Raw genomic sequence first — 26,285 nt, forward strand, 5'->3', positions numbered from 1 at the left:
TACCCCATGACTCAGCAATCCTGGCGAGAGGCCCTGGTCGCCTACAAGTCTCCCGCCAGCCTGGCCCTCCTGCTGCTCGGCTTCGCCGCCGGCCTGCCGACCATGCTGGTGTTCAACACCCTGTCGGTGTGGCTGCGCGAAGCCGGCGTGGCGCGGGATACCATCGGTTTCGCCAGTTGGCTGGGGCTGGTGTACGCCTTCAAGTGGGTCTGGTCGCCGATGCTCGACCAGTGGCGCCTGCCCTTCGTCGGCCGTCTCGGCCGGCGCCGTTCCTGGCTGGTGTTCTCGCAGGTGCTGATCGCCCTGGGACTGCTCGGCATGGCCCTGTGCAATCCGCAGAGCCACCTGCCCTGGCTGATCGGCCTGGCCCTGCTGGTGGCGTTCGCCTCCGCCACCCAGGACATCGCGATCGACGCCTACCGCCTGGAAATCGCCGAGGATAGCCGCCAGGCCGCCCTCGCTGCCTGCTACATGACCGGCTACCGCGCGGCGATCCTGCTGGCCAGCGCCGGCGCGCTGATTCTCGCCGAATGGTTCGGCTCCACCAGCCTCAACTACAGCCAGTCGGCCTGGGGCCTGACCTATGCGTTGTTCGCCCTGCTGATCCTGCCTGGGCTGGTCACCAGCCTGCTGATCCGCGAGCCGGCGGTGGACGTGCCGATCCACGTCAACCCGTCGCGTTTCGACTTCAACCACCAACTGCTCTCGGTGCTCCTGCTGCTGATCCTGCTGATCTCGCTGCCGGCGATGATCACCGCCCTCCTCGACCGCGCCTGGCCGCGCGCCGGCCTCTACGCGCTGCTCATGGGGATCTGCCTGTCGCCGTGGGGACGCCAGCAGATCCGCCCGGTCCGCGAACTGCTCGCCACCGTGCGCAGGCCGCTGCTGGTGGCGGCGCGCGGCAAGGAAGTGCCGCTGTTCGATTTCGTCCACCAGGCGGTCTCGGTGATGGTGCTGATCATCCTCCTCGTCACCGTCACCGCCATGTGCCGCGCCTACTACTCCGGCGCCTGGCCGCGCGGCACGCTGTTCCTGCTGATCGCCGCGTCCTGCCTGTCGGCACCCGGACGCCTGCTGATGGCCCCGGTGCTGACGCCGATCACCGAGTTCGTCCAGCGCTATCGCTGGCAGGCCCTGCTGCTGCTCGGCCTGATCTCCACCTATCGCCTGTCGGACACGGTGATGGGGGTGATGGCCGGGGTCTTCTACATCGACATGGGCTTCTCCAAGGAAGTCATCGCCAGTGTCAGCAAGGTCTTCGGCGTACTCATGACCCTGATCGGCGCCGCCGCCGGCGGGGTGCTGATCGCCCGCTTCAGCATCCTCTCCATCCTGTTCATCGGCGGTGCCGCTTCGGCTGCCACCAACCTGCTGTTCGCCATGCTCGCCCAGCTCGGCCCGCTGCACGCCGAGGCCCTGCCCAGCCATGACGTGATCAGCCTGGTGATGGCGCTCGAGCCGCACGTGCTGATGCTGGTGATGACCATCACCCTCGACAACTTCAGCGGCGGCCTCGCCGCCTCGGCCTTCGTCGCCTACCTGTCGAGCCTGACCAACCTGAAGTTCTCCGCCACCCAGTACGCCATGCTCAGCTCGACCATGCTCCTGCTGCCGCGCTTCATCGGCGGCTACTCCGGAACCATGGTCGAGAGCCTCGGCTACGAGCACTTCTTCTACGTCACCGCGGTGATGGGCATTCCCACCCTGCTGCTGATCGGCTGGTTGTGGCTGCGCCGCGCGCCGTCCAGCGAGACGCCGGCGCCGGGCCACCAGAACGCCGAGCAGCACTGAGGCGAGAATGAAAAAGGCCGGCATTCGCCGGCCTTTTTCGTGGATCGCACGGACCTCAGTCGGCCATCGCGCCCTGCACAACCTTGACCACCCGCTGCGGGAAGGGAATGCCGATACCTTCCTTGCCCAGCGCGTCGCGGGCCTTTTCGTTGAACATGAACATCACGTCCCAGTAGTCGGCGTTCTTCACCCAGACCCGCAGGGACAGGGTAATCGCGCTTTCGCCGAGATTGGAAACCACCGCCACCGGTGCCGGGTCCTTCAGAACCCGCGGATCGTCGGCCATGGCCAGAAGAATGTTCTGCGCATTCTTCAGATCGGCGTCGTAGTCGATGCCGACGTCGAAGATCACCTTGCGCAGCGGCTCGGCGGAGTAGTTGGTCACCGTTCCGTTGGACAGCGCCCCGTTGGGCACGATGATCCGCTTGTTGTCGCCGCTACGCAGCACGGTGTGGAAGATCAGGATCGAATCCACGGTACCGGCCACGCCCTGTGCCTCGATCCAGTCGCCGACCTTGAACGGGCGGAACAGCAGGATCAGCACGCCGCCGGCGAAGTTAGCCAGGCTGCCCTGCAGGGCCAGGCCGATGGCCAGGCCGGCGGCGCCGATGGCGGCGACGAAGCTGGTGGTCTGGATGCCGATCATGGAAGCCACGCTGACCACCAGCAGGATCTTCAGGACGATGCTCACCAGGCTGCCGACGAAGCCTTGCAGGGTGCGGTCGACGCTGCGCCTGGCGAGCAGGCCGCCGACCCGGCCGGTCAGGGTGTTGATCAGCCACCAGCCGATCGCCAGGGTCAGCAGCGCCAGGGCGACCTTGCCGCTGTACTCCAGCACGATCGGCAGCCAGGACTCGGTCTGCTGCACCAGTCGGTCGTAGTTCAATTCCATGCATTACCTCCATTTCTCGAAAAAACACCCCTCCCTTCCGCAACGGAAACGGGACGGGCTTGCAGATTCCTGCCCGGACGCCGTGGGGCGACGTTTCCGGGCCTGGATACGAATCGGCGCAGCGCGGACGAACCGACGCTGCGCCGACAGGGGCGGACAACGCGGGAGAGGTCGCGGCGGCGCTACTCCCTATTGCGATGCCCGGGATGGCGAGAGGTTCCGAAAAACCTCGTCAATCGCGGAAGTTGGTGAACTGCAGCGGCATGCCGAGGGATTCGCCGCGCAGCAGGGCGATGGCCTCCTGCAGATCGTCACGCTTCTTGCCGGTGACGCGCACCTGCTCGCCCTGGATGGCGGCCTGGACCTTGAGCTTGCGCTCCTTGATCAGACCAACGATCTTCTTCGCCAGGTCCTTGTCGATGCCCTCGCGGAAGTTGACGTCCTGCTTGACCACCTTGCCCGACGGGTAGGCATCCTTGATCTCCATGCACTGGCTGTCGACCTTGCGCTTGACCAGGTTGGAACGCAGGATGTCGAGCATCTGCTCGAGCATGAAATCGGCTTCGGCGGTGAGGGTCACCGACTTGTCCTTGGCTTCGAAACTGCATTTGCCTTTCAGGTCGAAACGGCGATCCAGTTCCTTGATGGCGTTGTCCACGGCGTTGGTCAACTCGTGTTTGTCCAGTTCGGACACCACGTCGAACGAAGGCATGTCATCTCTCCAGATGGACGGCGCGACAGGGTTCACAGACGGAACCGCGCCTGGCTTGACGGTAAAAAATGCCCGCCCATTATAACCGAGCCCTCGCGAGCGAATGCCCGCCGGTGTGGCGGAGACCGACGATTTCTTCCCGATGGCGCGCGCGACCGCGGCCGGGACCCGGCCTCCCGCGACGAACCGGGCCCTTGCCGGCAGCGTACCGGCGCCCATCCTCTTCTCGAGTCCGTTCATGCCCAACCCCGATCTCAGCATCCTGGTCGTCGACGACGCCAAGTTTTCCAGCGCCATGATCGGCCGCGCCCTCAGCCAGGCCGGCTACCAGGACATCCGCTTCGCCAGCAGCGCCAGCGAGGCCCTGCAGCAGCTCGAACAACGCCCGGTCAGCGTGCTCCTGGCCGACTGGCTGATGCCGGAGATGGACGGCCTGGAACTGACCGCCCGGGTCCGCCAACTGGACGAAAGCATCAACCACTACACCTACATCGTCCTGCTCACCGGCAAGGAAGGCGAGAACGTCCTCGGCGAGGCCTTCGACCGCGGCGTCGACGACTTCGTCAGCAAGGCCGCGATGAACGAGCAACTGGTGCCGCGCATCTACGCAGCCGACCGCCTGTGCAACACCCTGCAACGGTTGCTGGTGGAAAACCGCCTGCTCACCGAAAACATCGCGCGGATGGAAGAACGCAACCTGGTGGATACCCTCACCGGCCTCGGCAATCCCCGCTACCTGCGACAGAAGCTGGCCGACAGCCTGCGCCAGGTGGAAACCCGCGGTGGAGCGTTGTGCTACCTGCTGGTCGGCATGCCCGAGGCACCGGTCCTGCGCCAGCGGCACGGCGAGGCCTTCCATCGCGAGCTGCTGCTCGGCGTGGCCAGGCGCCTGCAACAGCTGGTCCGGCCGCTGGATGTGCTGGTGCGCCTGGACGAGCAGCATTTCGCCCTGATCACCCTGGTGGAGGACCTGCACGAATGCTCATCGAGCAGCTTCAAGCGGCTGCACGACGGGCTCAACCTGAAGGCCTTCAAGACCAGCGAAGGCTTCATCAGCCTGAAAGCCGGCATCGCCATGCTCGGCCTCGACAGCGGGGCATTGCCGCTGGGCATCGACGAACTGCTGCAGCGCACCGAGGCCCTGTTGCCCGATGCCTATGCCAGCGGCAGGATCGCAACCTGCCGGCTACCGGCACTGCGCTAGACTTCGCCCTATCGTCAGCCATTCGCAGTAGCCACCATGACCTGGCATATCCTCGGCGCCGGTAGCCTCGGCAGCCTCTGGGCCGCGCGCCTCGGGCGCGCCGGCCTGCCCGTCCGCCTGATCCTGCGCGACCGCCAGCGCCTGCGCCGCTACCAACAGGCCGGCGGACTGAGCCTGGTGGAAGACGGCCAGGCCAGCCTCTACCCGATCGCCGCGGAAACCCCGGACGGCGGGCAACCCATCCAGCGCCTGCTGCTGGCCTGCAAGGCCTACGACGCGGAGGAAGCCGCCTCCAGCGTGGCCCATCGCCTGGCCGGCAACGCCGAACTGCTGTTGCTGCAGAACGGCCTGGGCAGCCAGCAGGCGGTCGCCGCCCGCCTGCCGCGCAGCCGCTGCCTGTTCGCCTCCAGCACCGAAGGCGCGTTCCGCGATGGCGATTTCCGCGTGGTCTTCGCCGGCCGGGGGCACACCTGGCTCGGCGATCCGCGCGACACAAGCGCCCCCGCCTGGCTGGCGCAGCTGTCCCAGGCCGGGATCCCGCACAGCTGGAGCGACGACATCCTCGAACGGCTGTGGCGCAAGCTGGCCCTGAACTGCGCGATCAACCCGCTGACCGTCCTCCACGATTGCCGCAACGGCGGCCTGCGGCAGCACCCGGAAGAGATCGCCGCGCTTTGCGACGAACTCGGCCAGTTGCTCCACGCCAGCGGCTACGACGCCGCCGCCAGGAGCCTGCTGGAGGATGTCCGGGCGGTGATCGACGCCACCGCGGCCAACTATTCCTCGATGCATCAGGACGTCACCCGCGGCCGGCGCACGGAAATCGGCTACCTGCTCGGCTACGCCTGCCAGCACGGGCAGCGCCTGGGACTACCGCTGCCGCGCCTGGGAACCTTGCTCGCCCGCCTCCAGGCCCATCTGCGCCAGCGCGGTTTGCCCGACCGCTAAAGCGCGTTACCCTGCCCGCCATTCCTTTTCGCCGCGGACCGCCAGAGCCCATGAACCTGCGCCAGCGCCTCGACAACCTGCCCGTAGGGCAGAAACTGCTCGCCGCCCTGCTGATCCTGCTGGCTACCGTGCTGCTGGTGGCCAACCTGGCGTTCATCAGCGCCGCCTACTGGATTTCCCAGGAGAGCGTCGCCCCCCAGGCGATGCAGACCATCGGCCGGCTGATCGCCAACCCGGCGCTCAGCCAGCCGGCGCTCAGTTCGCCGCAGACCGCCGAGGTCCTGCTGCGCCAGCTCAACGATTACCAGCCGTTGCGCGCCGCGGCCCTGTACGACAGCAATGGGCTGATGCTGGCCGACCTGCAACGCGGCGACACCCTCAAGCTGCCGGCCCGCCTGGACCGCCTGGAGCACTGGAGGCGCGGCGAGTACCGCCTCAACGCGCTGATCGAACTGCCCCAGGAAAACGCCCGCCCCGGCTACCTGCTGCTGGTGGCCAGCGGTGAACTGCCGAGCGCGTTCTACACCGGGACCCTCACCGCCAGCCTGGCGATCCTCGGCGTCAGCGTGCTGCTCTGGCTGCTGGTGGCGCAGCAGATACGCCGCCTGATCACCCGGCCGATCCGCGATCTCGAGGAACTGTCGCGGCAGGTCACCCGCGAGGAGAACTACGCCCTCCGCGCCCAGCGCGGCAACGGCGACGAGATCGGCCGCCTGGCCGACGCGTTCAACACCATGCTGACCCGCATCGAGGCCCGCGAGCAGCAGCTCAAGCGCGCCCGCGACGATGCCCAGGAAGCGGTCGAGCAGGCCCAGAGCCTGGCCGAGGAAACCCGCCGCTCGAACCGCAAGCTGGAACTGGAAGTGCAGGTGCGCAGCAAGATCGAGAAGAAGCTCACCGGTTTCCAGCACTACCTCAACAGCATCATCGACTCCATGCCTTCGGCGCTGATCGCGGTGGACGAGCAACTCTACGTCACGCAGTGGAACCAGGAGGCCAGCCAGCTTTCCGGCACCAGCCTGGACGATGCGGTCAACCAGCCGGTGTTCCTCGCCTTTCCCTCGCTCAAGCCGTTCCTTCCGCAGCTCACCCGGGCTGCCGAGAAGCACAGCGTGGAGCGTGTCGAACGGGTCACCTGGGCGCTGATCGACACGCCACGCCACTACGCCCTGACCTTCTACCCGCTGATGGGCGGCACCGGCCGCGGCGCGGTGATCCGCATCGACGACATCACCCAGCGGCTGAGCCTGGAAGAAGTGATGGTGCAATCGGAGAAGATGCTCTCGGTCGGCAGCCTCGCCGCCGGCATGGCCCACGAGATCAACAACCCGCTCGGCGCGATCCTGCACAACGTGCAGAACATCAAGCGGCGCCTGTCCCCGGAGCTGGCGAAGAACGTCGAGCTGGCGGCCGAGGTCGGAGTGCCGCTGGAAGACATCAATCACTACCTCGACGGCCGCGACATCCCGCGCCTGCTGGAAGGCATCCAGCACGCCGGCTCGCGGGCAGCGAAGATCGTCACCCACATGCTCGCCTTCAGCCGCCGCAGCCACCGGCAGATGACCGCTTGCGAACTGCCCGCACTGCTCGAACAGGCGGTGGAAATCGCCGGTAACGACTTCGACCTGGCCGAAGGCTTCGACTTCAAGTCGTTGCAGATCGTCCACGAGTTCGACCCCAACCTCGGCCCGGTGCCGGTGATCGCCAACGAGGTCGAGCAGGTCCTGCTCAACCTGCTGAAGAACGCCGCCCAGGCCATCCACCAGCGCGACGACGAAGAGGAAGGCGAACAGGGCCGGATCGTCCTGCGCACGCGCCTGACGCCGCCCTGGGCGGAAGTCCAGGTGGAAGACAACGGCAGCGGCATGCCCGAACTGGTGCGCAAGCGTATCTTCGAGCCGTTCTTCACCACCAAGGAAGTCGGCCAGGGCACCGGTCTCGGCCTGTCCGTCTCGTATTTCATCATCACCAACAATCACAAGGGCCAGATGGAAGTACGCTCGGAACTGGGCCGCGGCACCTGCTTCAGCATCCGCCTGCCGCTGGAAAGCTCCGAAGCGGTCGCCCCGGCACAAGCCAAGGCCCTGCCGCCCGCTCTGCCGCAACCCGGTAGCAGCCTGCGGCGGGGCGACGAAGAGGAAGGTTGAATCCATGGGCAATCGATTGTCGAAGATCTACACCCGTACCGGCGACCGCGGCGAGACCGGCCTGGCCGGCGGACGCCGGGTGCCCAAGAGCCATCCACGCATCGAGGCGATCGGCGCGGTGGACGAATTGAACAGCCAGTTGGGCCTGCTCCTTGCCGAGCTGCTGGAAGCGCGTGGCGCACATCCCGGCCTGGAGGAGATCGTCCAGGCGCTGGCGCCGGTGCAACACCGCCTGTTCGACCTCGGCGGGGAGCTGGCGATGCCGGAGTATCGGGCCCTGGACGAGACGGAAGTGGCACGCCTGGAAAGCTGCATCGACCGCTGGAACGACGAGCTGGGCCCGCTGAAGAATTTCATCCTCCCCGGCGGTTCCCGCCTGGTCGCCCAGGCCCATGTCTGCCGCAGCCTGGCGCGCAGTGCCGAACGGCGCTGCCAGGCGCTGGACCAGGAGGAAACGCTGGAGGGCGTCGGCCTGTGCTACCTGAACCGGCTCTCCGACCTGCTGTTCGTCGCCGCCCGCGCCATCGCCCGGCGCCAGGGCGTGGCGGAGATTCTCTGGGAGGCGGCGGCAAAACCGGACTGACGGCGAGCGAGGGCTCGGCATCGAGACGAAAAAAAGGAGGCCGAAGCCTCCTTTTTTCTTCATTCCACCGTCAAAGGCCGCCCGGCCAGAACGCACGGATACCCGCCACGCCCTGGGCTCCATGCTCCCAAGCCTGCTCGGCTTGCTGCGGACCGAGGCCACCCAGCAGGTAGACCGGCTGGTTGAAGCCGGCGATCAGTTCGGCGGCCTTGTCCCAACCCAGCGCCGGCTCGCCGGGATGGCTCTCGGTCGGCTGTACCGGCGAAAGGGTGACGAACTCCACTCCCATCGAGGCAGCCAGGGCCAGTTCCTCCGCGTCGTGGCAGGAGGCGGCCAGCAGGCGCCCTTCGGGGAACGGCCGACCGGCGCTGGCGTATTTGCGCAGTTGAGCGGAGGTCAGGTGCCAACCGGCAGCCGGGAAGTCGCCCAGCCACTCCAGCGGGCCTTTCAGCATCAGTTGCGCCTTGCCGGCGCAGAGTCCCTGGATATCGATGGCGAGATCGCGGTATTCGGGACTGAACATGTTCGGCGCGCGCAACTGGATGAGGCGGATGCCCGCCTCCACCGCCTTGCGTACGCCGCTGATCAGCTCGCCCGGCTCCAGGCCGTCCGGGGTGATCAGATAGTGCGCCGGCAGGCGCGCGGCCTGGACGATCGGCGCGTTGGCGGCGGGGAACTCGTAGTCCGCCAGCTCGCGCGGCTCCACCCAGGCCAGCGGTTGGCCCTCGACGCCGTGGGCTTCGCCGGAAAACCCGTCGACCTCCCAGACATCGAGCAGGACGTGCTTGTCGGCATAGTCGTGGCGAACCTGGATCAGCGGCCGGGCCCGCTCGACACGGATGCCCAGTTCCTCTTCCAGCTCACGGGCCAACGCCGCGCGCACCGGCTCGCCGTCCTCCACCTTGCCCCCGGGAAACTCCCACAGGCCGCCCTGATGCTTGTCTTCCGGCCGCCGGGCGATCAGCACCCGGCCATCGGAGCCACGAATCACGGCCGCGGCGACATGTACTCGTTTCACGGATCATCTCCTCGCTACTGCCGTCACGCACCGCCGGAAGCGGCGGACGGCCATCAACTACCGGCCTGCTCGCGCAATGCCGCGTCGTACCAGGCGCGGAACGCAGGCCACTGATAAATCGTCTCGACATAGGTCCGGGCGATATCCGGCAATTCCACCGCATAACTGCGGAAACGCGCCGCCACCGGTGCGTAGAACGCATCCGCCAGGCTGGCGTGGCCGAACAGGAACGGACCGTCCTGGCCGAAGCGCCGCCGGCAATCCGCCCAGGCTTCGCAGATACGTTGAATATCCTGTCGTGTCGCCTCGGACAATTCCACCAATGGCTGCTGGCGCCGCAGGTCCATCGGCAGCTCGCCGCGCAACGCGGCGAAACCGCTGTGCATTTCCGCGCAGACCGAACGGGCCAGCGCCCGCGCCGCCTCGCCGCGCGGCCACAGGTGGGCCTCGGGGAAGCGCTCGGCGAGGTACTCGGCGATGGCCAGGGAATCCCAGATGTCGCCATCCTCGCTTTTCAGCAAGGGCACCTTGCCGGTCGGCGAATATTGCAGGATCCGCTCCCGGGTATCGGGCCGCCCCAGCGGGACGAGGATCTCGTCGAACGCCGCCCCGCTCATGCGCAGGGCCAGCCAGCCCCGCAGCGACCAGGACGAGTCATTACGATTGCCAATCACGATGGTCAGGGCCATGCGCCTCTCCTCTTCGGCCGCCCGACGCGGACGGCCATGCACCAGAGAACTTAAGAGGCGCACGGACCGATGGCAAATTCCCGATTTTCATCCATCGATGAAGGATCGGAATGCCTGGCTTCAGGTGCGGTACTCTGCGTTGATCTTCACGTATTCGTGGGACAGGTCGGTGGTCCAGATGGTCTCGCTGCAGGTGCCGCGTCCCAGTTCGATGCGGATGCCGATCTCGGCCTGGGCCATCACCGCCGCGCCCTGCTCCTCGGTGTAACTGGCCGCCCGGCCGCCACGGCTGGCGATACAGACGTCGCCAAGGAACACGTCGATCTTGCTCACGTCCAGATTGGCCACGCCGGCACGTCCGACCGCGGCGAGGATGCGTCCCCAGTTCGGGTCGGAGGCGAACAGCGCGGTCTTGATCAGCGGCGAGTGGGCCACGGCATAGCCGACATCCAGGCACTCCTGGTGGGTGGCGCCGCCGTTGACTTGAACAGTGACGAACTTGGTCGCGCCCTCGCCATCGCGAACGATGGCCTGGGCCAGCTCCATGGAAACCTCCAGTACCGCTTGCTTTAACGCGGCGAACAGCGCGCCGCTGGCCTGGGTGACTTCCGGCAGCGCCGCGCGACCGGTGGCGATCAGCATGCAGCAGTCGTTGGTGGAGGTATCGCCGTCGATGGTGATGCGGTTGAAGGACTTGTTGGCGGCGTCGCGCAACAGATCCTGCAGCACGCCCTGGGCGACCTTGGCGTCAGTGGCGATATAACCGAGCATGGTCGCCATGTTCGGCTTGATCATCCCGGCGCCCTTGCTGATCCCGGTGACGGTCACGGTCACGCCATCGTGCACGAACTGGCGGCTGGCGCCCTTGGGCAGGGTATCGGTGGTCATGATCCCCGCGGCAGCTTCGGCCCAGCGGTCCTCGGCCAGGTCGGCCAGGGCCGCAGGCAACGCCGCCTCGATCTTGGCCACCGGCAGGGGCTCGCCGATCACCCCGGTGGAATATGGCAGCACCGAAGTCTCGGCGACCCCGGCCAGTTCGGCGAGCTTGGCGCAGGTTTGCGCGGCGGCGGCGAGGCCGGCCTCGCCGGTACCGGCGTTGGCGTTGCCGGTATTGGTCAGCAGGTAGCGCACCTCACCGAGGAAACGCTGCTTGGCCAGGGTCACCGGCGCGGCACAGAACGCGTTCAGGGTGAACACCCCGGCCACGCTGGAGCCTTCGGCGCAGCGCATGACCACCACGTCTTTGCGCCCCGGTCGCTTGATGCCGGCGGAAGCGATGCCGAGTTCGAAACCGGGGACCGGGTGCAGGGTGGACAGGGGCCAAGACCGACAGCCATGGGAACGCGCTCCTTTACCAAACAGTGGACTCGATGCCGTCTGCGACGGCGTGACGGAAAACGCATCGGCGCCGGGCTGGCGCCAATTCGAACAAACGCCGCGAGCGGCAGGACCGGTCGCGGCGTTGGTGAACCAGGCGGGAAGCTTAGTCCAGCTGCCCGTGGCAGTGCTTGTATTTCTTGCCGGAACCGCACGGGCAAGGCTCGTTGCGGCCGATCTTCTGCTCGTTGCGCACAGGCTCGAGCGGCACGACCGGAGCCGGGCCCTCGGGAAGCGCTTCTTCCTCGCCGGCCACGGCCTGCTCCATCGAGGGAGCCTCGGCGTGCTGGAACTGCATGCGCTTGGCCAGTTCCTCGGCCTCGCGACGCAGGCGGGCCTCCTCTTCGGCCGGGTCTTCGCGACGGACCTGGACGTGGGACAGCACGCGGATGGTGTCGCGCTTGATCGAGTCCAGCAGCTCCTGGAACAGGGTGAAGGACTCGCGCTTGTATTCCTGCTTCGGATTCTTCTGCGCGTAGCCACGCAGGTGGATGCCGTGCCGCAGGTGGTCCATGGTCGACAGGTGGTCCTTCCACAGGTCGTCCAGTACCCGCAGCAGCATCTGCTTCTCGAAGGCGCGCAGGGCTTCGGCGCCGGCCAGCTCTTCCTTCTCGTAGTAGGCGGCGACGATCTGCTCGAGGATCTTGCTACGCAGGGTTTCCTCGTACAGCTTGTCGTCTTCGTCCAGCCACTGCTGGATCGGCAGGCGTACGGCGAAGTCGCTGTACAGCGCGGCCTCCAGGCCTTCGATGTCCCACTGCTCGGGCAGCGACTGCGGCGGAATGTGCTGGTTGATAGTGGCGCTGAGGGTTTCCTCGCGGAACTCCTTGATGGTCTCGCCCACGTCCTCTGCCGACAGCAGGGTGTTGCGCATGTGGTAGATCACCTTGCGCTGCTCGTTGGCTACGTCATCGAATTCCAGCAGTTGCTTGCGGATGTCGAAGTTGCGCCCTTCGACCTTGCGCTGGGCCTTCTCGATGGCGTTGGTCACCATGCGGTGCTCGATCGCCTCGCCGGACTGCATGCCCAGCGCCTTCATGAAGTTCTTCACCCGGTCGGAGGCGAAGATCCGCATTAGGTTGTCTTCCAGCGACAGGTAGAAGCGGCTGGAACCCGGGTCACCCTGACGACCGGCGCGGCCGCGCAACTGGTTGTCGATCCGGCGGGATTCGTGGCGCTCGGAAGCGATCACGTGCAGGCCGCCCGCCTCGATCACCTGCTGGTGGCGCTTCTGCCATTCAGCCTTGATCTGGGCGATCTGCTCCTCGGTGGGGTTCTCCAGGGCCGCGACTTCGACTTCCCAGTTGCCACCGAGGAGGATGTCGGTACCGCGGCCGGCCATGTTGGTGGCGATGGTCACCGAACCGGGCGCGCCAGCCTGGGCGATGATCTCGGCTTCCTTCTCGTGGTACTTGGCGTTGAGCACCTTGTGCTCGATGCCTGCCTCTTGCAACAGCTTGGAAACGTACTCGGAACTCTCGATCGACGCGGTGCCGACCAGGATCGGCCGGCCGAGGGCCTGGCACTGCTTGATGTCGGTGATGATCGCCGCGTACTTCTCTTCCTGGGTCAGGTAGACCAGGTCGTTGAAGTCCTTGCGCGCGATCGGCCGGTGGGTCGGGATCACCACCACGTCGAGACCGTAGATCTGGCGGAACTCGAAGGCCTCGGTATCGGCGGTGCCGGTCATGCCGGCCAGCTTGTTGTACAGGCGGAAATAGTTCTGGAAGGTGGTGGAGGCCAGGGTCTGGCTCTCGGCCTGGATCGGCAGGCCTTCCTTCGCCTCGATGGCCTGGTGCAAGCCCTCGGACAGGCGACGGCCAGGCATGGTGCGGCCGGTGTGCTCGTCGATCAGGAGGATCTGGTCGCCCTGGACGATGTACTCGACGTTGCGGTGGAACAGGGTGTGCGCGCGCAGCGCTGCGTAAACGTGGGTCAGCAGGCTCAGGTTGTGCGCCGAGTAGAGGCTCTCGCCTTCGCCGAGCAGGCCGTTCTGGCTCAGCAGGTCCTCGATGAACTGGTGGCCCTGCTCGTTGAGTTCGACCTGGCGGGTCTTCTCGTCGATGCTGTAGTGGCCTTCCTCGGTCGGCTTGCCCTCGACCTCTTCGACCTGGCGCTTGAGACGCGGGATCAGCTTGTTGATCTTGATGTACAGCTCGGAGCTGTCTTCGGCCTGGCCGGAGATGATCAGCGGGGTACGCGCCTCGTCGATGAGGATCGAGTCCACTTCGTCGACCACGGCGAAGTTCAGCTCGCGCTGGAACTTGTCGTCCAGGCTGAAGGCCATGTTGTCGCGCAGGTAATCGAAGCCGAATTCGTTGTTGGTGCCGTAGGTGATGTCGGCGGCGTAGGCGGCGCGCTTGTCTTCCGGCGGCTGGAAGGGAGTGACCACGCCGACGCTGAGGCCGAGGAACTCGTACAGCGGGCGCATCCAGTTGGCGTCGCGGCGCGCCAGGTAGTCGTTCACCGTGACCACGTGCACGCCCTTGCCGGACAGCGCGTTGAGGTAGACCGGCAGGGTGCCCACCAGGGTCTTGCCCTCGCCGGTACGCATTTCGGCGATCTTGCCGTCGTGCAGGGTCATGCCACCGATCAGCTGGACGTCGAAGTGGCGCATGCCCATCACCCGCTTGCCAGCCTCGCGAACCACGGCGAAGGCTTCGGGCAGCAATTGGTCGAGCGTTTCGCCCTTGGCGTAGCGCTGCTGGAATTCAGCCGTTTTCGCCTTCAACTGCTCGTCGGAGAGCGCCACCATCTGGGGCTCGAGCGCATTGATGGCCTGTACAGCCTTGGCCATGCGCTTTACATCACGCTCGTTCTTGCTTCCAAAGAGTTTCTTCAACAAAGGCGCAAACATATCGACTTGGTCATCCACACGTGGGGAATGGAAGGCTCACCCATCCGGCGGCCCGTGCCGATCAACGGCATGAAAGGGAACATTCTACCCGGAAACGGGTATGAGAAAAGTACAGCAGATCAATGCGCGTCGCTCACTCGGAAACAGACGCGCGTGCGATGAAGCTTTGCGGATTCATTACCCGGCCATCCTTCATCACTTCGAAATGTACGTGGTAGCCGGTGGAGCGTCCGGTGCTGCCGACCTTGGCCAGCACCTGGCCGCGCTTGACCAGGTCACCGACCTCGACCAGGTTCTTCTGGTTATGGGCATACAACGTGGTGTAGCCATCGGCGTGCCCGACCTCGACCACGTTGCCATAGCCGTTCTTGCGCCCGGACCAGGTCACCACCCCCGCCGCCACGGCCACCACGTCGCTGCCGGCCGGCGCGGCGAAGTCGATGCCCTTGTGCATGCTCAGGCGGCCGCTCACCGGATTGACCCGGCGCCCGAACGGCGAGGAGATGTAGCCCTGGCGCACCGGCTGGCCGGCCAGGTAGGTCGACTGGCTGATGTGCTTGTCGGCGAGCAGTTGCTCCAGCACCTCGAGCTGCTGCTCGCGGGTATCCAGGCGTGCCGCCAGTTCGTCCAGCGTCGCCATGAACGACGGCGGGGCATAGGCGCTGCCCTCCAGCGGTTCGTCGACGCCACCCTGGCCGACGCTCAGGGAGAAGTCGAACTCGTCGGGGTCGACGTCGGCCAGCTCGGTGAGACGTTCGCCGAGGGCATCCAGCCGAACCAGGCGCGCCTGCAGTTCGCCGAGATGCACGCTCAGTGCGTCCATCTGCCGCTGCGCGTCCTCGCGGGCGCTGCTGATCTCGGCGCTCTGCGCCTGCAGCGCGGCATCGACTTCGATGCCGGCCACCGGAGCCGGCGCGCGGAACAGCCAGGCGCCCATGAAGCCCCCGGCCAACAGGCTGGCACCGACCACGCAGGCCCCGGCCAGCATCAGCAACCGCGGCTGCAGATGGACGGAGCGAGCGGCCCCATGGTGCCGGCTCAGAAAAATGATGTGCATGACTTATCCTTCATACGGGCCGGCAGTAGCGAAACACTTTCTGCTACCATTCCGACTCAGTAACCCCCAGGCTTCCCGCCATGTCTTTTCGTCCCTTGCCCGCCCAGGCATCGACCCAGTTGCTGCGCCAGGCCAGGCCGCTGCAGATGCTGTTCGCCGAAGCCCAGCGTATCTGCCGCCTGCAGCAACTGCTGGAAAGCCAGTTGCAACCGGCGGCGCGCCCGTACTGCCATGTGGCTTCGTGGCGCGGCGGTTGCCTGCTGCTGATCGTCACCGATGGCCACTGGGCCACACGCCTGCGCTATCAGCAGCGGCGCCTGCAGCGGCAGCTGCAGGCTTTCGAAGAATTCGCGAACTTAGCGAAAATCCTTTTCAAGGTGCAACCCACCACGTCCACACAACGTGCGGCACGTCGCAGCTTGACCCTGTCTGCCGTCGCGGCGGAAAACCTTCGCGAATCCGCCGAGATCGTCGGCAATCCACGCCTGCGGGAAGCGCTCGAGCGGCTGGCAAGCCGCGCCGAGAAAAGCCGGCAAGAATAAATCCCGAAATAAAAAGAGGCCACCCTGAGGTGGCCTCCAAATATGGAAAGGAGAGTTTTCCTACACTGCCGCCGCCGGGCGCATATAGGAAATAGGCGCGGTACGCGCGTCTTCGAAGGTCACCACTTCCCAAGCATCCTTGTCTGCGATCAACGTACGCAGCAGTTGGTTGTTCAGGGCATGGCCGGACTTGAAGCCACGGAACTCGCCGATAAGACTGTTGCCGAGCAGATACAGGTCGCCGATGGCATCCAGGATCTTGTGCTTGACGAACTCGTCCTCGTAACGCAGGCCGTCTTCGTTGAGCACGCGGTTCTCGTCGACCACGATCGCGTTCTCCACGCTACCGCCGAGTGCCAGGTTCTGCGAACGCAGGTACTCGATGTCGCGCATGAACCCGAAGGTACGGGCGCGGCTGACCTCCTTGACGAAGGAAGTACTGGAGAAATCGACCGAGGCCTGCTGGGTGCGACCACGGAAGACCGGATGATCGAAATCGATCTCGAAGCTGACCTTGAAGCCGTCGAACGGAACGAAGACGGCGCGCTTGTCGCCCTCTTCCACGCTGACTTCGCGCTTGATGCGGATGAACTTCTTGGCAGCTTCCTGCTCTTGCAATCCGGCGGACTGGATCAGGAATACGAACGGACCAGCGCTGCCATCCATGATCGGCACTTCCGAAGCGGACAGCTCGACGTAGGCGTTGTCGATACCCAGGCCGGCCATGGCCGAGAGCAGGTGCTCCACCGTATCCACTTTGACGTCACCCTTGACCAGGGTGGTCGACATGGTGGTTTCGCCGACGTTCTCGGCCCGGGCCGGGATTTCCACGACCGGATCCAGGTCGGTGCGGCAGAACACGATACCGGTGTCCACCGGCGCCGGTTTCAGGGTCAGGTAAACCTTTTCCCCCGAGTGCAGACCGACGCCAGTAGCCCGGATGATGTTCTTCAAGGTGCGTTGTTTGATCATGGCTTTGGCCGCTTAAGCGCTGACTGCGAACTGTTTTCAACAATGGCCGGCGATGATAGCAGAACCGGCCTTTGCTGAACACCAATCACATCTCTACTCCTGATTAATTACTTCAATCGGCCTGACGACGCAGGAACGCCGGGATATCCAGGTAATCCAGGTCATCCTGCGGGTTCAGCTTGGCCGCGGTCGCCGCGCTGCCGTGAGACTGGTTGCGCATCACGGTAGGACGGTCGAGGTCGCGGTAGTTCACCGACTGCTGCTCGCGCTGGGCCGGAGCGGCTGCCTGGGTTGCACTGCCCTGCACGGTGTTGTCGACGACCTTCACCGGCTTCTCCAGGCGCGCGCCCAGGCCGGTGGCGACTACGGTGACGTGCAGTTCATCGCGCATGTCCGCGTCGATCACGGTGCCCACCTTCACAGTGGCGTGCTCGGAAGCGAACTGTTCGATGATGTTGCCGACATCGGAGTACTCGCCCAGGGACAGGTCCGGACCCGCGGTGATGTTCACCAGGATGCCGCGCGCGCCCTGCAGGTTGACGTCTTCCAGCAGCGGGTTGCGGATTGCCGCCTCGGTGGCCTCGCGGGCACGGTTCGGACCGCTGGCGCAGCCGGTACCCATCATCGCCATGCCCATTTCGCTCATGACGGTCTTCACGTCGGCGAAGTCGACGTTGATCATGCCCGGACGCTTGATGATGTCGGAGATACCGCGCACGGCACCGGCCAGCACGTCATCGGCCTTGGCGAAGGCGGCCAGCAGGCTGGCGTCCTTGCCGAGGATGGTCAGCAGCTTCTCGTTCGGGATGGTGATCAGCGAATCGACGCTCTCGGCCAGCGCGCGGATGCCCTCGTCGGCGATCTGCATGCGCTTGCGACCTTCGAACGGGAACGGACGGGTCACCACCGCGACGGTGAGGATGCCCATTTCCTTCGCCACTTCGGCGATGATCGGCGCGGCGCCGGTACCGGTGCCGCCACCCATGCCGGTGGTGATGAAGACCATGTCGGCACCTTCCAGCACTTCGGAAATGCGCTCGCGATCTTCCAGAGCCGCCTGACGACCGACTTCCGGATTGGCGCCGGCACCCAGCCCCTTGGTGACGCCCGGGCCGAGTTGCAGAACGGTGCGCGCCGCGATGTTCTTCAGCGCTTGTGCGTCGGTGTTGGCGCAGATGAACTCGACGCCCTCGACGTTGTTCTTGGCCATGTGATTGACGGCGTTGCCGCCACCACCACCTACACCGATCACTTTTATGACGGCGGTTTGTGCGATGTTATCGACCAGTTCAAACATTTCCCCTCTCCTTCCTTTCTAGTTTTGTCGCCTACTGTTACCGCGTTGAATCAGAAATTGCCCTGGACCCAGCGTTTGAGCCGCTCCAGGACAGGTGCCTTGGGTTCGTCGCTGCTGTAGCTGCTGCCTGACACAGACATCGACATGCCATCGGACTGCTTCTGCAGTCCGTACATCAGCAGGCCGACGCCCGTCGAATAGATCGGGTTGCGCACCACGTCGGTGAGGCCCTTCACGCTATACGGCACGCCGAGGCGTACCGGCATGTGGAAGATTTCCTCGGCCAGCTCGACCGCGCCTTCCATCTTCGAGGTGCCGCCGGTGAGGACGATCCCGGCCGGGATCAGGTCCTCGTAGCCGCTGCGGCGCAGCTCGGCCTGGACCAGGGTGAACAGCTCGTCGTAACGAGGCTCGACCACTTCGGCCAGGGCCTGGCGCGACAGTTCGCGCGGCGGCCGGTCGCCGACGCTGGGCACCTTGATGGTCTCGCCGGCACCGGCCAGCTTGGCCAGGGCGCAGGCGTAGCGGATCTTGATCTCTTCCGCGTACTGGGTCGGCGTCCGCAGGGCCATGGCGATGTCATTGGTGACCTGGTCGCCGGCGATCGGGATCACCGCGGTATGGCGGATCGCGCCTTCGGTGAAGATCGCGATATCGGTGGTGCCGCCGCCGATATCCACCAGGCACACGCCCAGTTCCTTCTCGTCCTCGGTCAGCACCGAATAGGCCGAGGCCAACTGCTCGAGGATGATGTCGTCGACCTCGAGGCCGCAGCGGCGCACGCACTTCTCGATGTTCTGCGAGGCATTCACCGCGCAGGTCACCACGTGCACCTTGGCTTCCAGGCGCACCCCGGACATGCCCAGCGGCTCGCGCACGCCTTCCTGGTTATCGATCACGTAATCCTGGGCCAGGGTATGCAGCACCCGCTGGTCCGCCGGGATCGCCACCGCCTGGGCGGCATCCAGTACCCGTTCGATATCCGCCGGGTTCACCTCGCGATCGCGGATCGCCACGATGCCGTGGGAATTGAGGCTGCGGATGTGGTTGCCGGCGATGCCGACGAACGCCGAGTGGATACGGCAACCGGCCATCTGCTGGGCCTCGTCGATGGCGCGCTGGATCGACTGCACGGTGGACTCGATGTTCACCACCACGCCCTTCTTCAGGCCGCGGGACGGATGAGTACCGATGCCAACGACCTCCAGCTGGCCATCGGCCGTCACCTCGCCCACCAGCGCCACCACCTTGGAGGTACCGATGTCGAGGCCGACGATCATCTTGCCGCTCTGCACGCTTGCCATGGTTATTACTGTCTCCTCAACTCACTGCACGGCGCTGGCCGTGGCCACCGTCGCGGGCGTGACCGGCTCGCGCCACGCAACGGCGAGGCCGTTGGGGTAACGCAGGTCGATCCGCGCAATGTTCGAAATCTGATCTTTGAGTGCCTTGTCGTAGATGCTTACGAAGCGGCGAATCTTGTCTACCACGTGGTCGCGCCCGATCTGGATCTCGACGCCCTGGGCCGTGGTCAGCGCCCAACCGCCGCGATCGCTCATTTCCAGGCGGGCGATGGAGAACCCGAGGGGACGCAGCAACTGGCTGAGCAACTGGTATTGCTGCATCACCTGCTGTTGCGCCCGCTGTGGACCATGCAAGCGGGGCAGATGTTCATAATTCGCCAGTTCCTTTGGCGTAAAAGCCTGTCCCTGGTTGTTCAGCAGCGCTTCGTCGCCCCACCGCGCGATCGGCAGTTGCTCGTCCAGGCGGATCACCACCTGGTCCGGCCACACCCGGCGCACCTCGGCGTGGGCGATCCAGGGCATCTGTTCCAGTTGCCCGCGCATGCCCGCCAGGTCGATGGTGAAGAAGCTCGCCGCCAGGTACGGGGAGATCCGCTGCTGCACCGCGCGCTGGCTGATGTAGCTGAGGTCGCCCTCGACACTGACCTTGGCGATCGGCCGGTCGGCGTACGGCAGGATGTACTCGGCGCCGCGATAGGCGCCATAGCCGAGAACGGCCAGCAACAGCGGCCAGGCCAGGTACTTGAGGAAACTGAAGTCGGCTTTCGGCAGGCGCACGCTCAGCGGTTCCTTGGCCACCAGACGGCTGGCGCCGCGCGGCATCGGCTTGCGCGGAGCGCGGCCAAGTCCACCGGGTTGCTGATGACGGAGCAGTACGCCATTCATGGCTTATCCCCTCGCCTCGCGGCTATCGGCCAGGATCGCCAGCACCAGTTGCTGGAAATCCAGGCCGGCGGCCCGCGCGGCCATAGGCACCAGGCTGTGGTCGGTCATGCCCGGTGCGGTGTTAACTTCAAGCAGCCAGAAACGCCCTTCGGCGTCCTGCATCACGTCCGCCCGCCCCCAGCCCTGGATGCCCAGGGCGTCGCAGGCGCGCGCGGTAAGTTCCTTCAGCTCGCGTTCCTTGGCCTCGTCGAGACCGCAGGGCACCTGGTAGCGGGTATCGCTGGCCAGGTACTTGGCGTCGTAGTCGTAGAAGGTGTGCGGCGTGCCCAGGCGGATCGCCGGCAGCACCTGCCCGCGCAAGGTCGCCACGGTGAATTCCGGGCCGCTGATCCACTGCTCGACCAGCACCTGCGAGTCGTAGCGGGCCGCTTCGCGCCACGCCGCGATCAATTCGTCGAGCCCGCCGACCTTGGCCATGCCGATGCTCGAGCCTTCGTGAGCCGGCTTGACGATCAGCGGGAAACCCAGTCGCTGCGCCGCTTCGCGGCAGTCATCCTCGCTGGCCAGCACCGCGTAGTCCGGGGTCGGCAGGCCGAGGCTGAGCCAGACCCGCTTGGTCCGCAGCTTGTCCATCGCCAGCGCCGAGGCCAGCACGCCGCTGCCGGTGTAGGGAATGCCCGCGCACTCGAGCAGGCCCTGCATGCTGCCATCCTCGCCGCCACGACCGTGGAGAATGATGAAGGCACGGTCGATCTTCTCCTCGACCAGGCGTTGCAGCAGGTCTTCGCCGACATCGATGCCGAAGGCATCGACCCCGGCGGCCAGCAGGGATTGCAGGACCATCGCGCCGGACTTCAGCGACACCTCGCGCTCGGCGCTCTTGCCACCGAACAGCACGGCGACACGGCCGAACGCCTTGGGATCCTGGGTGCCGTTCAGCAGGCTATCGAGGCAAAGGTTCATGCGCCCTTCCCTCCCTTGCCGGCGAACAGCGGGTTCTTGATCAGTTGCGGGGCCAGGCCGCCGACATCGCCAGCGCCCTGGCAAAGCAGGATGTCGCCAGCGCGCAGCAGCGGCTTGACCAGCGGCGCCAGGTCGGCGTCGCGCTCGAAGTAGATCGGGTCGAGCTGGCCGCGCTGGCGGATGCTGTGGCACAGCTGGCGGCTGTCGGCTCCCGGGATCGGCTCTTCGCCGGCCGGATAGACCTCCATCAACAGCAGCACGTTGGCTTCGCCCAGCACCTGCACGAAGTCTTCGTACAGGTCGCGGGTACGGGTATAGCGATGCGGCTGGTAGACCATCACCAGGCGACGCTCCGGCCAACCGCCACGGATCGCCTTGATCACCGCGGCGACTTCGCGCGGATGGTGGCCGTAGTCGTCCACCAGCATCACGCTGCCACCCTCGACCTGCAGCTCGCCGTAGACCTGGAAGCGCCGGCCTACGCCCTGGAAGCCGGACAGCCCCTGGACGATGGCTTCGTCGGAGATGCCCTCGTCGGTAGCGATGACGATGGTCGCCAGGGAATTCAGCACGTTGTGCAGGCCGGGCATGTTCACCGAGACGTCCAGCGGCTCGCGCTCCGGGCGCAACACGGTGAACCAGGTGCGCATGCCTTCCTGGCGGATGTTGATCGCGCGCACGTCGGCGTCTTCGCTGAGGCCGTAGGTCACGGTCGGGCGGGCGATCTGCGGGAGGATCTCACGCACAACCGGATCATCCACGCACATCACCGCCAGTCCGTAGAACGGCAGGTTGTGGAGGAACTCGACGAAGGTCTTCTTCAGCTTGTTGAAGTCGCCGCCGTAGGTCGCCATGTGGTCGGCGTCGATATTGGTGACCACCGCGACCATCGGTTGCAGGTGCAGGAAGCTGGCGTCGCTCTCGTCGGCCTCGGCCACCAGGTAGCGGCTGGCGCCGAGCTGGGCGTTGGTCCCGGCGGCGTTCAGCCGGCCGCCGATGACGAAGGTCGGGTCCAGGCCGCCGGCGGCGAACACCGAGGCGATCAGGCTGGTAGTGGTGGTCTTGCCGTGGGTGCCGGCTACCGCGATGCCGTGCCGGTAGCGCATCAGCTCGGCGAGCATCTCCGCACGCGGCACCACCGGAATCCGCCGTTCCAGGGCCGATGCCACTTCCGGGTTGGCCCGGTTGATGGCACTGGACACCACCAGCACGTCGGCGCCGTCGGCGTTTTCCGCCTGGTGGCCGATGAAGATCTGCGCGCCGAACTTCTCCAGGCGCTCGGTCACCGCCGAGGCCTTGAGGTCCGAGCCGGATACCTCGTAGCCGAGGTTCAGCAGCACTTCGGCGATCCCGCACATACCGGCGCCGCCGATGCCGACGAAATGGATGCGGCGGATACGGCGCATGGTCCGGGTGACGCCATTCGGTTCTTTAACCACGGGCCACCTCCAGGCAGGCATCGACCACCGTCCGGGTAGCCTCGGGTTTCGCCAGGCTGCGTGCCTGGTCTGCCATGGAGCGCAGGGTTTCGGGATGCATCAGGACCTCGGACAGCTGCGCGGCCAGTTCGGCCGCGCCGGTAGACTTTTGCGGCAGCAGGCGGCCGGCGCCGCTGCGTACCAGGAATTCGGCATTGCGGGTCTGGTGATCGTCGATCGCGTGAGGCAACGGCACCAGGAAGGCGGGCAATCCCGCCGCCGTCAGCTCGCTGACGGTCAGCGCGCCGGCGCGACAGATCACCAGGTCGGCCCAGGCATAGGCCGCGGCCATGTCGCTGATGAAGGGCGCGACGTCCGCTTCGACCGCCACTGTGCGATAACGCTCGGCGGTAATCTCGGCATGCTGACGACCGGCCTGATGGCGGATTGCCGGACGGATTTCCAGCGGCACCTGCGCCAGGGCCTCTGGCAACAGCTTGTTCAGCGGTTCCGCGCCAAGGCTGCCGCCGAGCACCAGCAGATTGACCCGACGGCCGGTCAGCGGCGCGCGGGCGTGCGCGTCGAGGAACAGCTCGCCGCGCACCGGATTGCCGGTGGTCAGACGCTTGTCACTGGCCGGGAAGGTATCCGGGAATGCCTCGCAGACGCGCCTGGCGATCGGCGCCAGGCTGCGGTTGGCGGTGCCGGCCACGGCGTTCTGCTCGTGGATCACCAGCGGCACGCCGTTGAGGCGCGCAGCCAGGCCGCCCGGGCCGGTGACATAGCCACCCAGGCCGAGCACGCAGACCGGCCTCAGCTGGCGGATCACCCGCAGCGCCTGGAACAGCGACTTGAGCAGTTCCAGCGGCGCCTTGACCAGCGACTTCAGGCCCTTGCCGCGCAGCCCGCTGACCTGAATCAGGTGCAACGGCAGGCCGGCCTTGGGTACCAGGTCATTCTCGATGCCGCGCGGCGTCCCCAGCCAGTGCACGGCATAGCCGCGCGCCTGGAACTCCCGCGCACAGGCGAGCGCCGGGAACACGTGTCCGCCGGTGCCACCCGCCATGATCAGGACATTACCTTTCATCGGCAAAGTCCTCTTCGTTGAACTCATATTCCTCGCTACCCAGGTGGGTTCGCCGTTCCCATTCGATGCGCAGCAACATCCCCAGACAGGCACAGCAGATCACCAGCGAACTGCCGCCGTAGCTGAGGAACGGCAGGGTCAGGCCCTTGGTCGGCAGCAGGCCGACGTTCACCCCGATGTTGATCAGGAACTGGCCGATCCAGAGGAAGGCCAGGCCGTAGGCCACGTAGGCGGAGAAGAACTGCTTGGCCTGCTCGGCCCAGATGCCGATGTACAGCGCGCGCAGGCTGACGAACACGAACAGGGCGACGGTCGCCAGGGCGCCGACGATGCCCAGCTCCTCTGCAAGCACGGCGAAGACGAAATCGGTGTGCGCCTCCGGCAGGTAGAACTGCTTCTGGATGCTGTTGCCCAGTCCCATGCCCAACCAGCCGCCGCGGCCGAAGGCGATCAGCGCCTGGCTCAACTGATAGCCGGCGCCGAACTGGTCGGCCCAGGGGTCGGTGAAGTTGGTCAGGCGTGCCATCCGGTAGGGCTGGGTCTGGATCAGCAGGACCACCGCGCCGACCGCCAGCAGCACCATCAGGCCGAAGCGGAACAGCCCCACCCCGCCGAGGAACAGCATGGCCGCGGCAGCGCCCATCATTACCACGGTGGCGCCGAAGTCCGGCTCGCGCAGCAGCAGGCCGGCCATCGGCAGCAACACCACGAAGGGCTTGAAGAAGCCCATCCAGCTTTCCCGGACCTCCTGCTGGCGGCGGATCAGGTAGCCGGCCATGAAGATCACCACGCAGACCTTGGCGATCTCCGAAGGCTGGATGTTGAACAGGCCGAAGCCGATCCAGCGCATCGAGCCGTTCACCTCGCGGCCGATACCGGGGGTGATCACCAGCACCAGCAGGCCGAAGGCGACCAGCAACAGCTTCCAGCCCCAACGCTGCCAGGTGGCCATCGGGACCATCATGGTCAGGCCGCAGGAAATCAGGCCGATCACCAGGTAGATCAGGTGACGGACGGAGAAGTACAGCGGGTTGCCCGACTGCGCCGCCGCCACCTCGGAAGAGGCGGAAGTCACCATCACCAGGCCGAGGCCGAGCAGCGCCAGGCAACCCGCCAGCAGCGGGAAGTCCAGGTCGATGCCGTGCCGGCTCAACAGCGGCGACGGGAAGGGGCGCAACACCGACAGCATCACGCTAGCTCCTCTACGGCTTTGGCGAACAGGCGTCCGCGTTCTTCGAAGTTCTTGAACATGTCCAGGCTCGCGCAGGCCGGCGACAACAGCACCGCATCGCCTTCGCGGGCCAGCTCGGCGGCCTGCCGGACTGCTTCGTCCAGCGTTGCGACGCGCACCAGCGGTACCGCGTTGCCCAGTGCCTGGGCAATCAGCTCGGCGTCACGGCCAAGCAGTACCACCGCCCGGCAGAAGCGCGCGACCGGCTCGCGCAGGTCATGGAAATCGGCGCCCTTGCCGTCTCCGCCGGCGAGCAGCACCAGCTTGCCGTCGATGTCGGCACCCAGCCCCTCGATCGCCGCCAGGGCGGCGCCGACGTTGGTGGCCTTGGAATCGTCGTAGTAGCTCACGCCCTGCCGCTCGCGTACCCACTGGCAGCGATGAGCCAGGCCGGAAAACGCCTTCAGCGCGCCGAGCATGGCGTCGAACGGCAGGCCGACCGCATGGCCCAGCGCCAGCGCGGCGAGCGCGTTGGAATAGTTGTGGGCGCCACGGATCTTCAGTTCGCCAACCGGCAGCAGCTTGTCGAACTGGAACGCCAGCCACTTCTGGCCGTCTTCCTCGATCAGGCCGAAAGCCTTGAAGTCCGGCTTGTTCAGGCCGAACGACCAGCACGGCACGGTATCGGCGATCAGCGGTCGGGTCAGGGCATCGGCGCGATTCACCACGACCTGGCGGGCACCGCGGAAGATCCGGTGCTTGGCCAGGTGGTAGTCAGCCATGCCGTCGTAGCGATCCATATGGTCTTCGCTGACGTTCAGCACGGTCGCCACCTCGGCGTTGAGGCGATCGCAGGTTTCCAGCTGGAAGCTCGACAGCTCCAGCACGTACAGCTCGATGTCGTCGGCCAGCAGGTCGAGCGCCGGGGTGCCGAGGTTGCCGCCGACGGCGACACGCTTGTCCGCGGCCACCGCCATTTCGCCCACCAGGGTGGTCACGGTGCTCTTCGCGTTGGAACCGGTGATGGCGACGATCGGGGCCTTCGCCTCGCGGGCGAAGAGATCGATGTCACCGGAGATGCGCACGCCTTTCGCGGCGGCCTGTACCAGCGCAGGGGTGCGCAGCGACAAGCCGGGGCTGACATAGAGTTCGCGGGCGGAGCAGAGGAACTCGGCGTCGAGTTCGCCGCAACGCACTTCCACCTGCGGATACTGGGCACGCAGGGTGGCCAGCTCCGGCGGGTTCTCTCGGGTATCGACCACGGCGAAAGGCAAGCCGCGGCGCGCCAGGTAGCGCACCAGGGACATGCCGCTCTTGCCGAGGCCGACAACGATGCGGAAGTGGTCGGAGGCGATCAGGCTCATGCTCTCT

Annotated in this window: 21 protein-coding genes and 1 pseudogene; 6 read left to right on the top strand and 16 right to left on the bottom strand. The window is 66.0% G+C overall.

The window, feature by feature from the left end; genetic code table 11:
- Nucleotides 1–6: 6 nt before the first annotated feature.
- Entirely contained in the window at nt 7–1,791 is a 1,785-nt protein-coding gene (ampG, locus tag LE197_RS20705; protein WP_003094076.1) for an MFS transporter AmpG, read from the top strand.
- Nucleotides 1,792–1,846: 55 nt separating this feature from the next.
- Here the strand turns inward: ampG and LE197_RS20710 are convergent, their stop codons facing one another.
- Nucleotides 1,847–2,683 (bottom strand): mechanosensitive ion channel family protein, encoded by an 837-nt coding sequence (locus LE197_RS20710; RefSeq protein ID WP_003094078.1) that lies wholly within the window; start codon nt 2,681–2,683, stop codon nt 1,847–1,849.
- Between the two features lie 232 nt (nt 2,684–2,915).
- A complete protein-coding gene (locus LE197_RS20715; protein WP_003106526.1) occupies nt 2,916–3,395 on the bottom strand; it encodes a YajQ family cyclic di-GMP-binding protein in 480 nt (159 codons plus the stop codon).
- 103 nt (nt 3,396–3,498) lie between these two features.
- On the opposite strand from LE197_RS20715, the gene LE197_RS20720 reads away from it, so the two are divergent.
- Genes LE197_RS20720 through LE197_RS20735 form a run of 4 tightly spaced genes read left to right on the top strand, consistent with a single transcriptional unit; the run spans nt 3,499 to nt 8,277 of the window.
- On the top strand, nt 3,499–4,599 hold the full coding sequence (locus LE197_RS20720; protein WP_003106524.1) for a response regulator: 1,101 nt from the start codon (nt 3,499–3,501) through the stop codon (nt 4,597–4,599).
- A gap of 36 nt (nt 4,600–4,635) precedes the next feature.
- Nucleotides 4,636–5,547, top strand: coding sequence for a putative 2-dehydropantoate 2-reductase (locus tag LE197_RS20725; RefSeq protein WP_003110160.1), 912 nt, complete (start codon nt 4,636–4,638; stop codon nt 5,545–5,547).
- A gap of 50 nt (nt 5,548–5,597) precedes the next feature.
- Nucleotides 5,598–7,694, top strand: coding sequence for a sensor histidine kinase (locus LE197_RS20730; RefSeq protein WP_003106517.1), 2,097 nt, complete (start codon nt 5,598–5,600; stop codon nt 7,692–7,694).
- Nucleotides 7,695–7,698: 4 nt separating this feature from the next.
- Nucleotides 7,699–8,277, top strand: coding sequence for a cob(I)yrinic acid a,c-diamide adenosyltransferase (locus tag LE197_RS20735; protein WP_003106516.1), 579 nt, complete (start codon nt 7,699–7,701; stop codon nt 8,275–8,277).
- A gap of 70 nt (nt 8,278–8,347) precedes the next feature.
- Here the strand turns inward: LE197_RS20735 and LE197_RS20740 are convergent, their stop codons facing one another.
- The 5 genes and pseudogenes from LE197_RS20740 to LE197_RS20760 all read right to left on the bottom strand — a co-directional run bounded on the left by LE197_RS20740 (nt 8,348) and on the right by LE197_RS20760 (nt 15,275).
- Nucleotides 8,348–9,295, bottom strand: coding sequence for a Nudix family hydrolase (locus LE197_RS20740; RefSeq protein ID WP_023108738.1), 948 nt, complete (start codon nt 9,293–9,295; stop codon nt 8,348–8,350).
- 53 nt (nt 9,296–9,348) lie between these two features.
- Nucleotides 9,349–9,984, bottom strand: a complete 636-nt coding sequence (locus LE197_RS20745) for a glutathione S-transferase family protein (RefSeq protein WP_003116203.1) — start codon at nt 9,982–9,984, stop codon at nt 9,349–9,351.
- Between the two features lie 120 nt (nt 9,985–10,104).
- Nucleotides 10,105–11,321 (bottom strand): annotated as a pseudogene (argJ, locus tag LE197_RS20750) (bifunctional glutamate N-acetyltransferase/amino-acid acetyltransferase ArgJ).
- Nucleotides 11,322–11,467: 146 nt separating this feature from the next.
- Nucleotides 11,468–14,218 (bottom strand): preprotein translocase subunit SecA, encoded by a 2,751-nt coding sequence (gene secA, locus LE197_RS20755; RefSeq protein WP_003110155.1) that lies wholly within the window; start codon nt 14,216–14,218, stop codon nt 11,468–11,470.
- Nucleotides 14,219–14,351: 133 nt separating this feature from the next.
- Nucleotides 14,352–15,275 carry a M23 family metallopeptidase gene (locus LE197_RS20760; protein WP_003094103.1) on the bottom strand — a complete coding sequence of 308 codons (924 nt, stop codon included), beginning with the start codon at nt 15,273–15,275 and terminating at the stop codon, nt 14,352–14,354.
- Between the two features lie 146 nt (nt 15,276–15,421).
- On the opposite strand from LE197_RS20760, the gene LE197_RS20765 reads away from it, so the two are divergent.
- Nucleotides 15,422–15,817 carry a DciA family protein gene (locus LE197_RS20765; RefSeq protein WP_003120896.1) on the top strand — a complete coding sequence of 132 codons (396 nt, stop codon included), beginning with the start codon at nt 15,422–15,424 and terminating at the stop codon, nt 15,815–15,817.
- Between the two features lie 60 nt (nt 15,818–15,877).
- On the opposite strand, the gene lpxC is transcribed toward LE197_RS20765, so the two are convergent.
- The 9 genes from lpxC to murD all read right to left on the bottom strand — a co-directional run bounded on the left by lpxC (nt 15,878) and on the right by murD (nt 26,278).
- Complete coding sequence (lpxC, locus tag LE197_RS20770; protein WP_003094111.1) at nt 15,878–16,789, bottom strand: UDP-3-O-acyl-N-acetylglucosamine deacetylase; 912 nt, start codon at nt 16,787–16,789, stop codon at nt 15,878–15,880.
- A gap of 112 nt (nt 16,790–16,901) precedes the next feature.
- A complete protein-coding gene (gene ftsZ, locus LE197_RS20775) occupies nt 16,902–18,086 on the bottom strand; it encodes a cell division protein FtsZ (protein ID WP_003103118.1) in 1,185 nt (394 codons plus the stop codon).
- 50 nt (nt 18,087–18,136) lie between these two features.
- Nucleotides 18,137–19,390 carry a cell division protein FtsA gene (ftsA, locus tag LE197_RS20780; protein ID WP_003094115.1) on the bottom strand — a complete coding sequence of 418 codons (1,254 nt, stop codon included), beginning with the start codon at nt 19,388–19,390 and terminating at the stop codon, nt 18,137–18,139.
- 21 nt (nt 19,391–19,411) lie between these two features.
- Nucleotides 19,412–20,275 carry a cell division protein FtsQ/DivIB gene (locus LE197_RS20785; protein WP_003094118.1) on the bottom strand — a complete coding sequence of 288 codons (864 nt, stop codon included), beginning with the start codon at nt 20,273–20,275 and terminating at the stop codon, nt 19,412–19,414.
- Nucleotides 20,276–20,278: 3 nt separating this feature from the next.
- Nucleotides 20,279–21,238: a D-alanine--D-alanine ligase gene (locus tag LE197_RS20790; RefSeq protein ID WP_003103113.1), complete on the bottom strand. Its 960-nt coding sequence runs from the start codon at nt 21,236–21,238 to the stop codon at nt 20,279–20,281.
- Complete coding sequence (gene murC / locus LE197_RS20795; protein WP_003094121.1) at nt 21,235–22,677, bottom strand: UDP-N-acetylmuramate--L-alanine ligase; 1,443 nt, start codon at nt 22,675–22,677, stop codon at nt 21,235–21,237. Before murC ends, LE197_RS20790 begins: the two co-directional genes overlap by 4 nt.
- Nucleotides 22,670–23,743, bottom strand: a complete 1,074-nt coding sequence (gene murG / locus LE197_RS20800) for an undecaprenyldiphospho-muramoylpentapeptide beta-N-acetylglucosaminyltransferase (protein WP_003103107.1) — start codon at nt 23,741–23,743, stop codon at nt 22,670–22,672. Before murG ends, murC begins: the two co-directional genes overlap by 8 nt.
- The gene (gene ftsW / locus LE197_RS20805; protein ID WP_003094125.1) at nt 23,733–24,932 is read right to left on the bottom strand and encodes a putative lipid II flippase FtsW; all 1,200 of its coding nucleotides are present in this window, start codon (nt 24,930–24,932) and stop codon (nt 23,733–23,735) included. Before ftsW ends, murG begins: the two co-directional genes overlap by 11 nt.
- Nucleotides 24,932–26,278 carry a UDP-N-acetylmuramoyl-L-alanine--D-glutamate ligase gene (gene murD, locus LE197_RS20810; protein ID WP_003161468.1) on the bottom strand — a complete coding sequence of 449 codons (1,347 nt, stop codon included), beginning with the start codon at nt 26,276–26,278 and terminating at the stop codon, nt 24,932–24,934. Before murD ends, ftsW begins: the two co-directional genes overlap by 1 nt.
- Between the last annotated feature and the right edge of the window lie 7 nt (nt 26,279–26,285).

This window comes from Pseudomonas sp. PS1(2021) (assembly GCF_020405165.1).
Taxonomy (GTDB): domain Bacteria; phylum Pseudomonadota; class Gammaproteobacteria; order Pseudomonadales; family Pseudomonadaceae; genus Pseudomonas; species Pseudomonas aeruginosa.

Excerpts from the sequence above, each read along its gene's own strand:
- ampG (WP_003094076.1), top strand. The coding sequence starts at position 7 with ATGACTCAGCAATCCTGGCGAGAGGCCCTGGTCGCCTACAAGTCTCCC.
- LE197_RS20710 (WP_003094078.1), bottom strand. The coding sequence starts at position 2,683 with ATGGAATTGAACTACGACCGACTGGTGCAGCAGACCGAGTCCTGGCTG.
- LE197_RS20715 (WP_003106526.1), bottom strand. The coding sequence starts at position 3,395 with ATGCCTTCGTTCGACGTGGTGTCCGAACTGGACAAACACGAGTTGACC.
- LE197_RS20720 (WP_003106524.1), top strand. The coding sequence starts at position 3,499 with ATGCCCGCCGGTGTGGCGGAGACCGACGATTTCTTCCCGATGGCGCGC.
- LE197_RS20725 (WP_003110160.1), top strand. The coding sequence starts at position 4,636 with ATGACCTGGCATATCCTCGGCGCCGGTAGCCTCGGCAGCCTCTGGGCC.
- LE197_RS20730 (WP_003106517.1), top strand. The coding sequence starts at position 5,598 with ATGAACCTGCGCCAGCGCCTCGACAACCTGCCCGTAGGGCAGAAACTG.
- LE197_RS20735 (WP_003106516.1), top strand. The coding sequence starts at position 7,699 with ATGGGCAATCGATTGTCGAAGATCTACACCCGTACCGGCGACCGCGGC.
- LE197_RS20745 (WP_003116203.1), bottom strand. The coding sequence starts at position 9,984 with ATGGCCCTGACCATCGTGATTGGCAATCGTAATGACTCGTCCTGGTCG.
- secA (WP_003110155.1), bottom strand. The coding sequence starts at position 14,218 with ATGTTTGCGCCTTTGTTGAAGAAACTCTTTGGAAGCAAGAACGAGCGT.
- LE197_RS20760 (WP_003094103.1), bottom strand. The coding sequence starts at position 15,275 with ATGCACATCATTTTTCTGAGCCGGCACCATGGGGCCGCTCGCTCCGTC.
- LE197_RS20765 (WP_003120896.1), top strand. The coding sequence starts at position 15,422 with ATGCTGTTCGCCGAAGCCCAGCGTATCTGCCGCCTGCAGCAACTGCTG.
- lpxC (WP_003094111.1), bottom strand. The coding sequence starts at position 16,789 with ATGATCAAACAACGCACCTTGAAGAACATCATCCGGGCTACTGGCGTC.
- ftsZ (WP_003103118.1), bottom strand. The coding sequence starts at position 18,086 with ATGTTTGAACTGGTCGATAACATCGCACAAACCGCCGTCATAAAAGTG.
- ftsA (WP_003094115.1), bottom strand. The coding sequence starts at position 19,390 with ATGGCAAGCGTGCAGAGCGGCAAGATGATCGTCGGCCTCGACATCGGT.
- LE197_RS20785 (WP_003094118.1), bottom strand. The coding sequence starts at position 20,275 with ATGAATGGCGTACTGCTCCGTCATCAGCAACCCGGTGGACTTGGCCGC.
- LE197_RS20790 (WP_003103113.1), bottom strand. The coding sequence starts at position 21,238 with ATGAACCTTTGCCTCGATAGCCTGCTGAACGGCACCCAGGATCCCAAG.
- murG (WP_003103107.1), bottom strand. The coding sequence starts at position 23,743 with ATGAAAGGTAATGTCCTGATCATGGCGGGTGGCACCGGCGGACACGTG.
- ftsW (WP_003094125.1), bottom strand. The coding sequence starts at position 24,932 with ATGCTGTCGGTGTTGCGCCCCTTCCCGTCGCCGCTGTTGAGCCGGCAC.
- murD (WP_003161468.1), bottom strand. The coding sequence starts at position 26,278 with ATGAGCCTGATCGCCTCCGACCACTTCCGCATCGTTGTCGGCCTCGGC.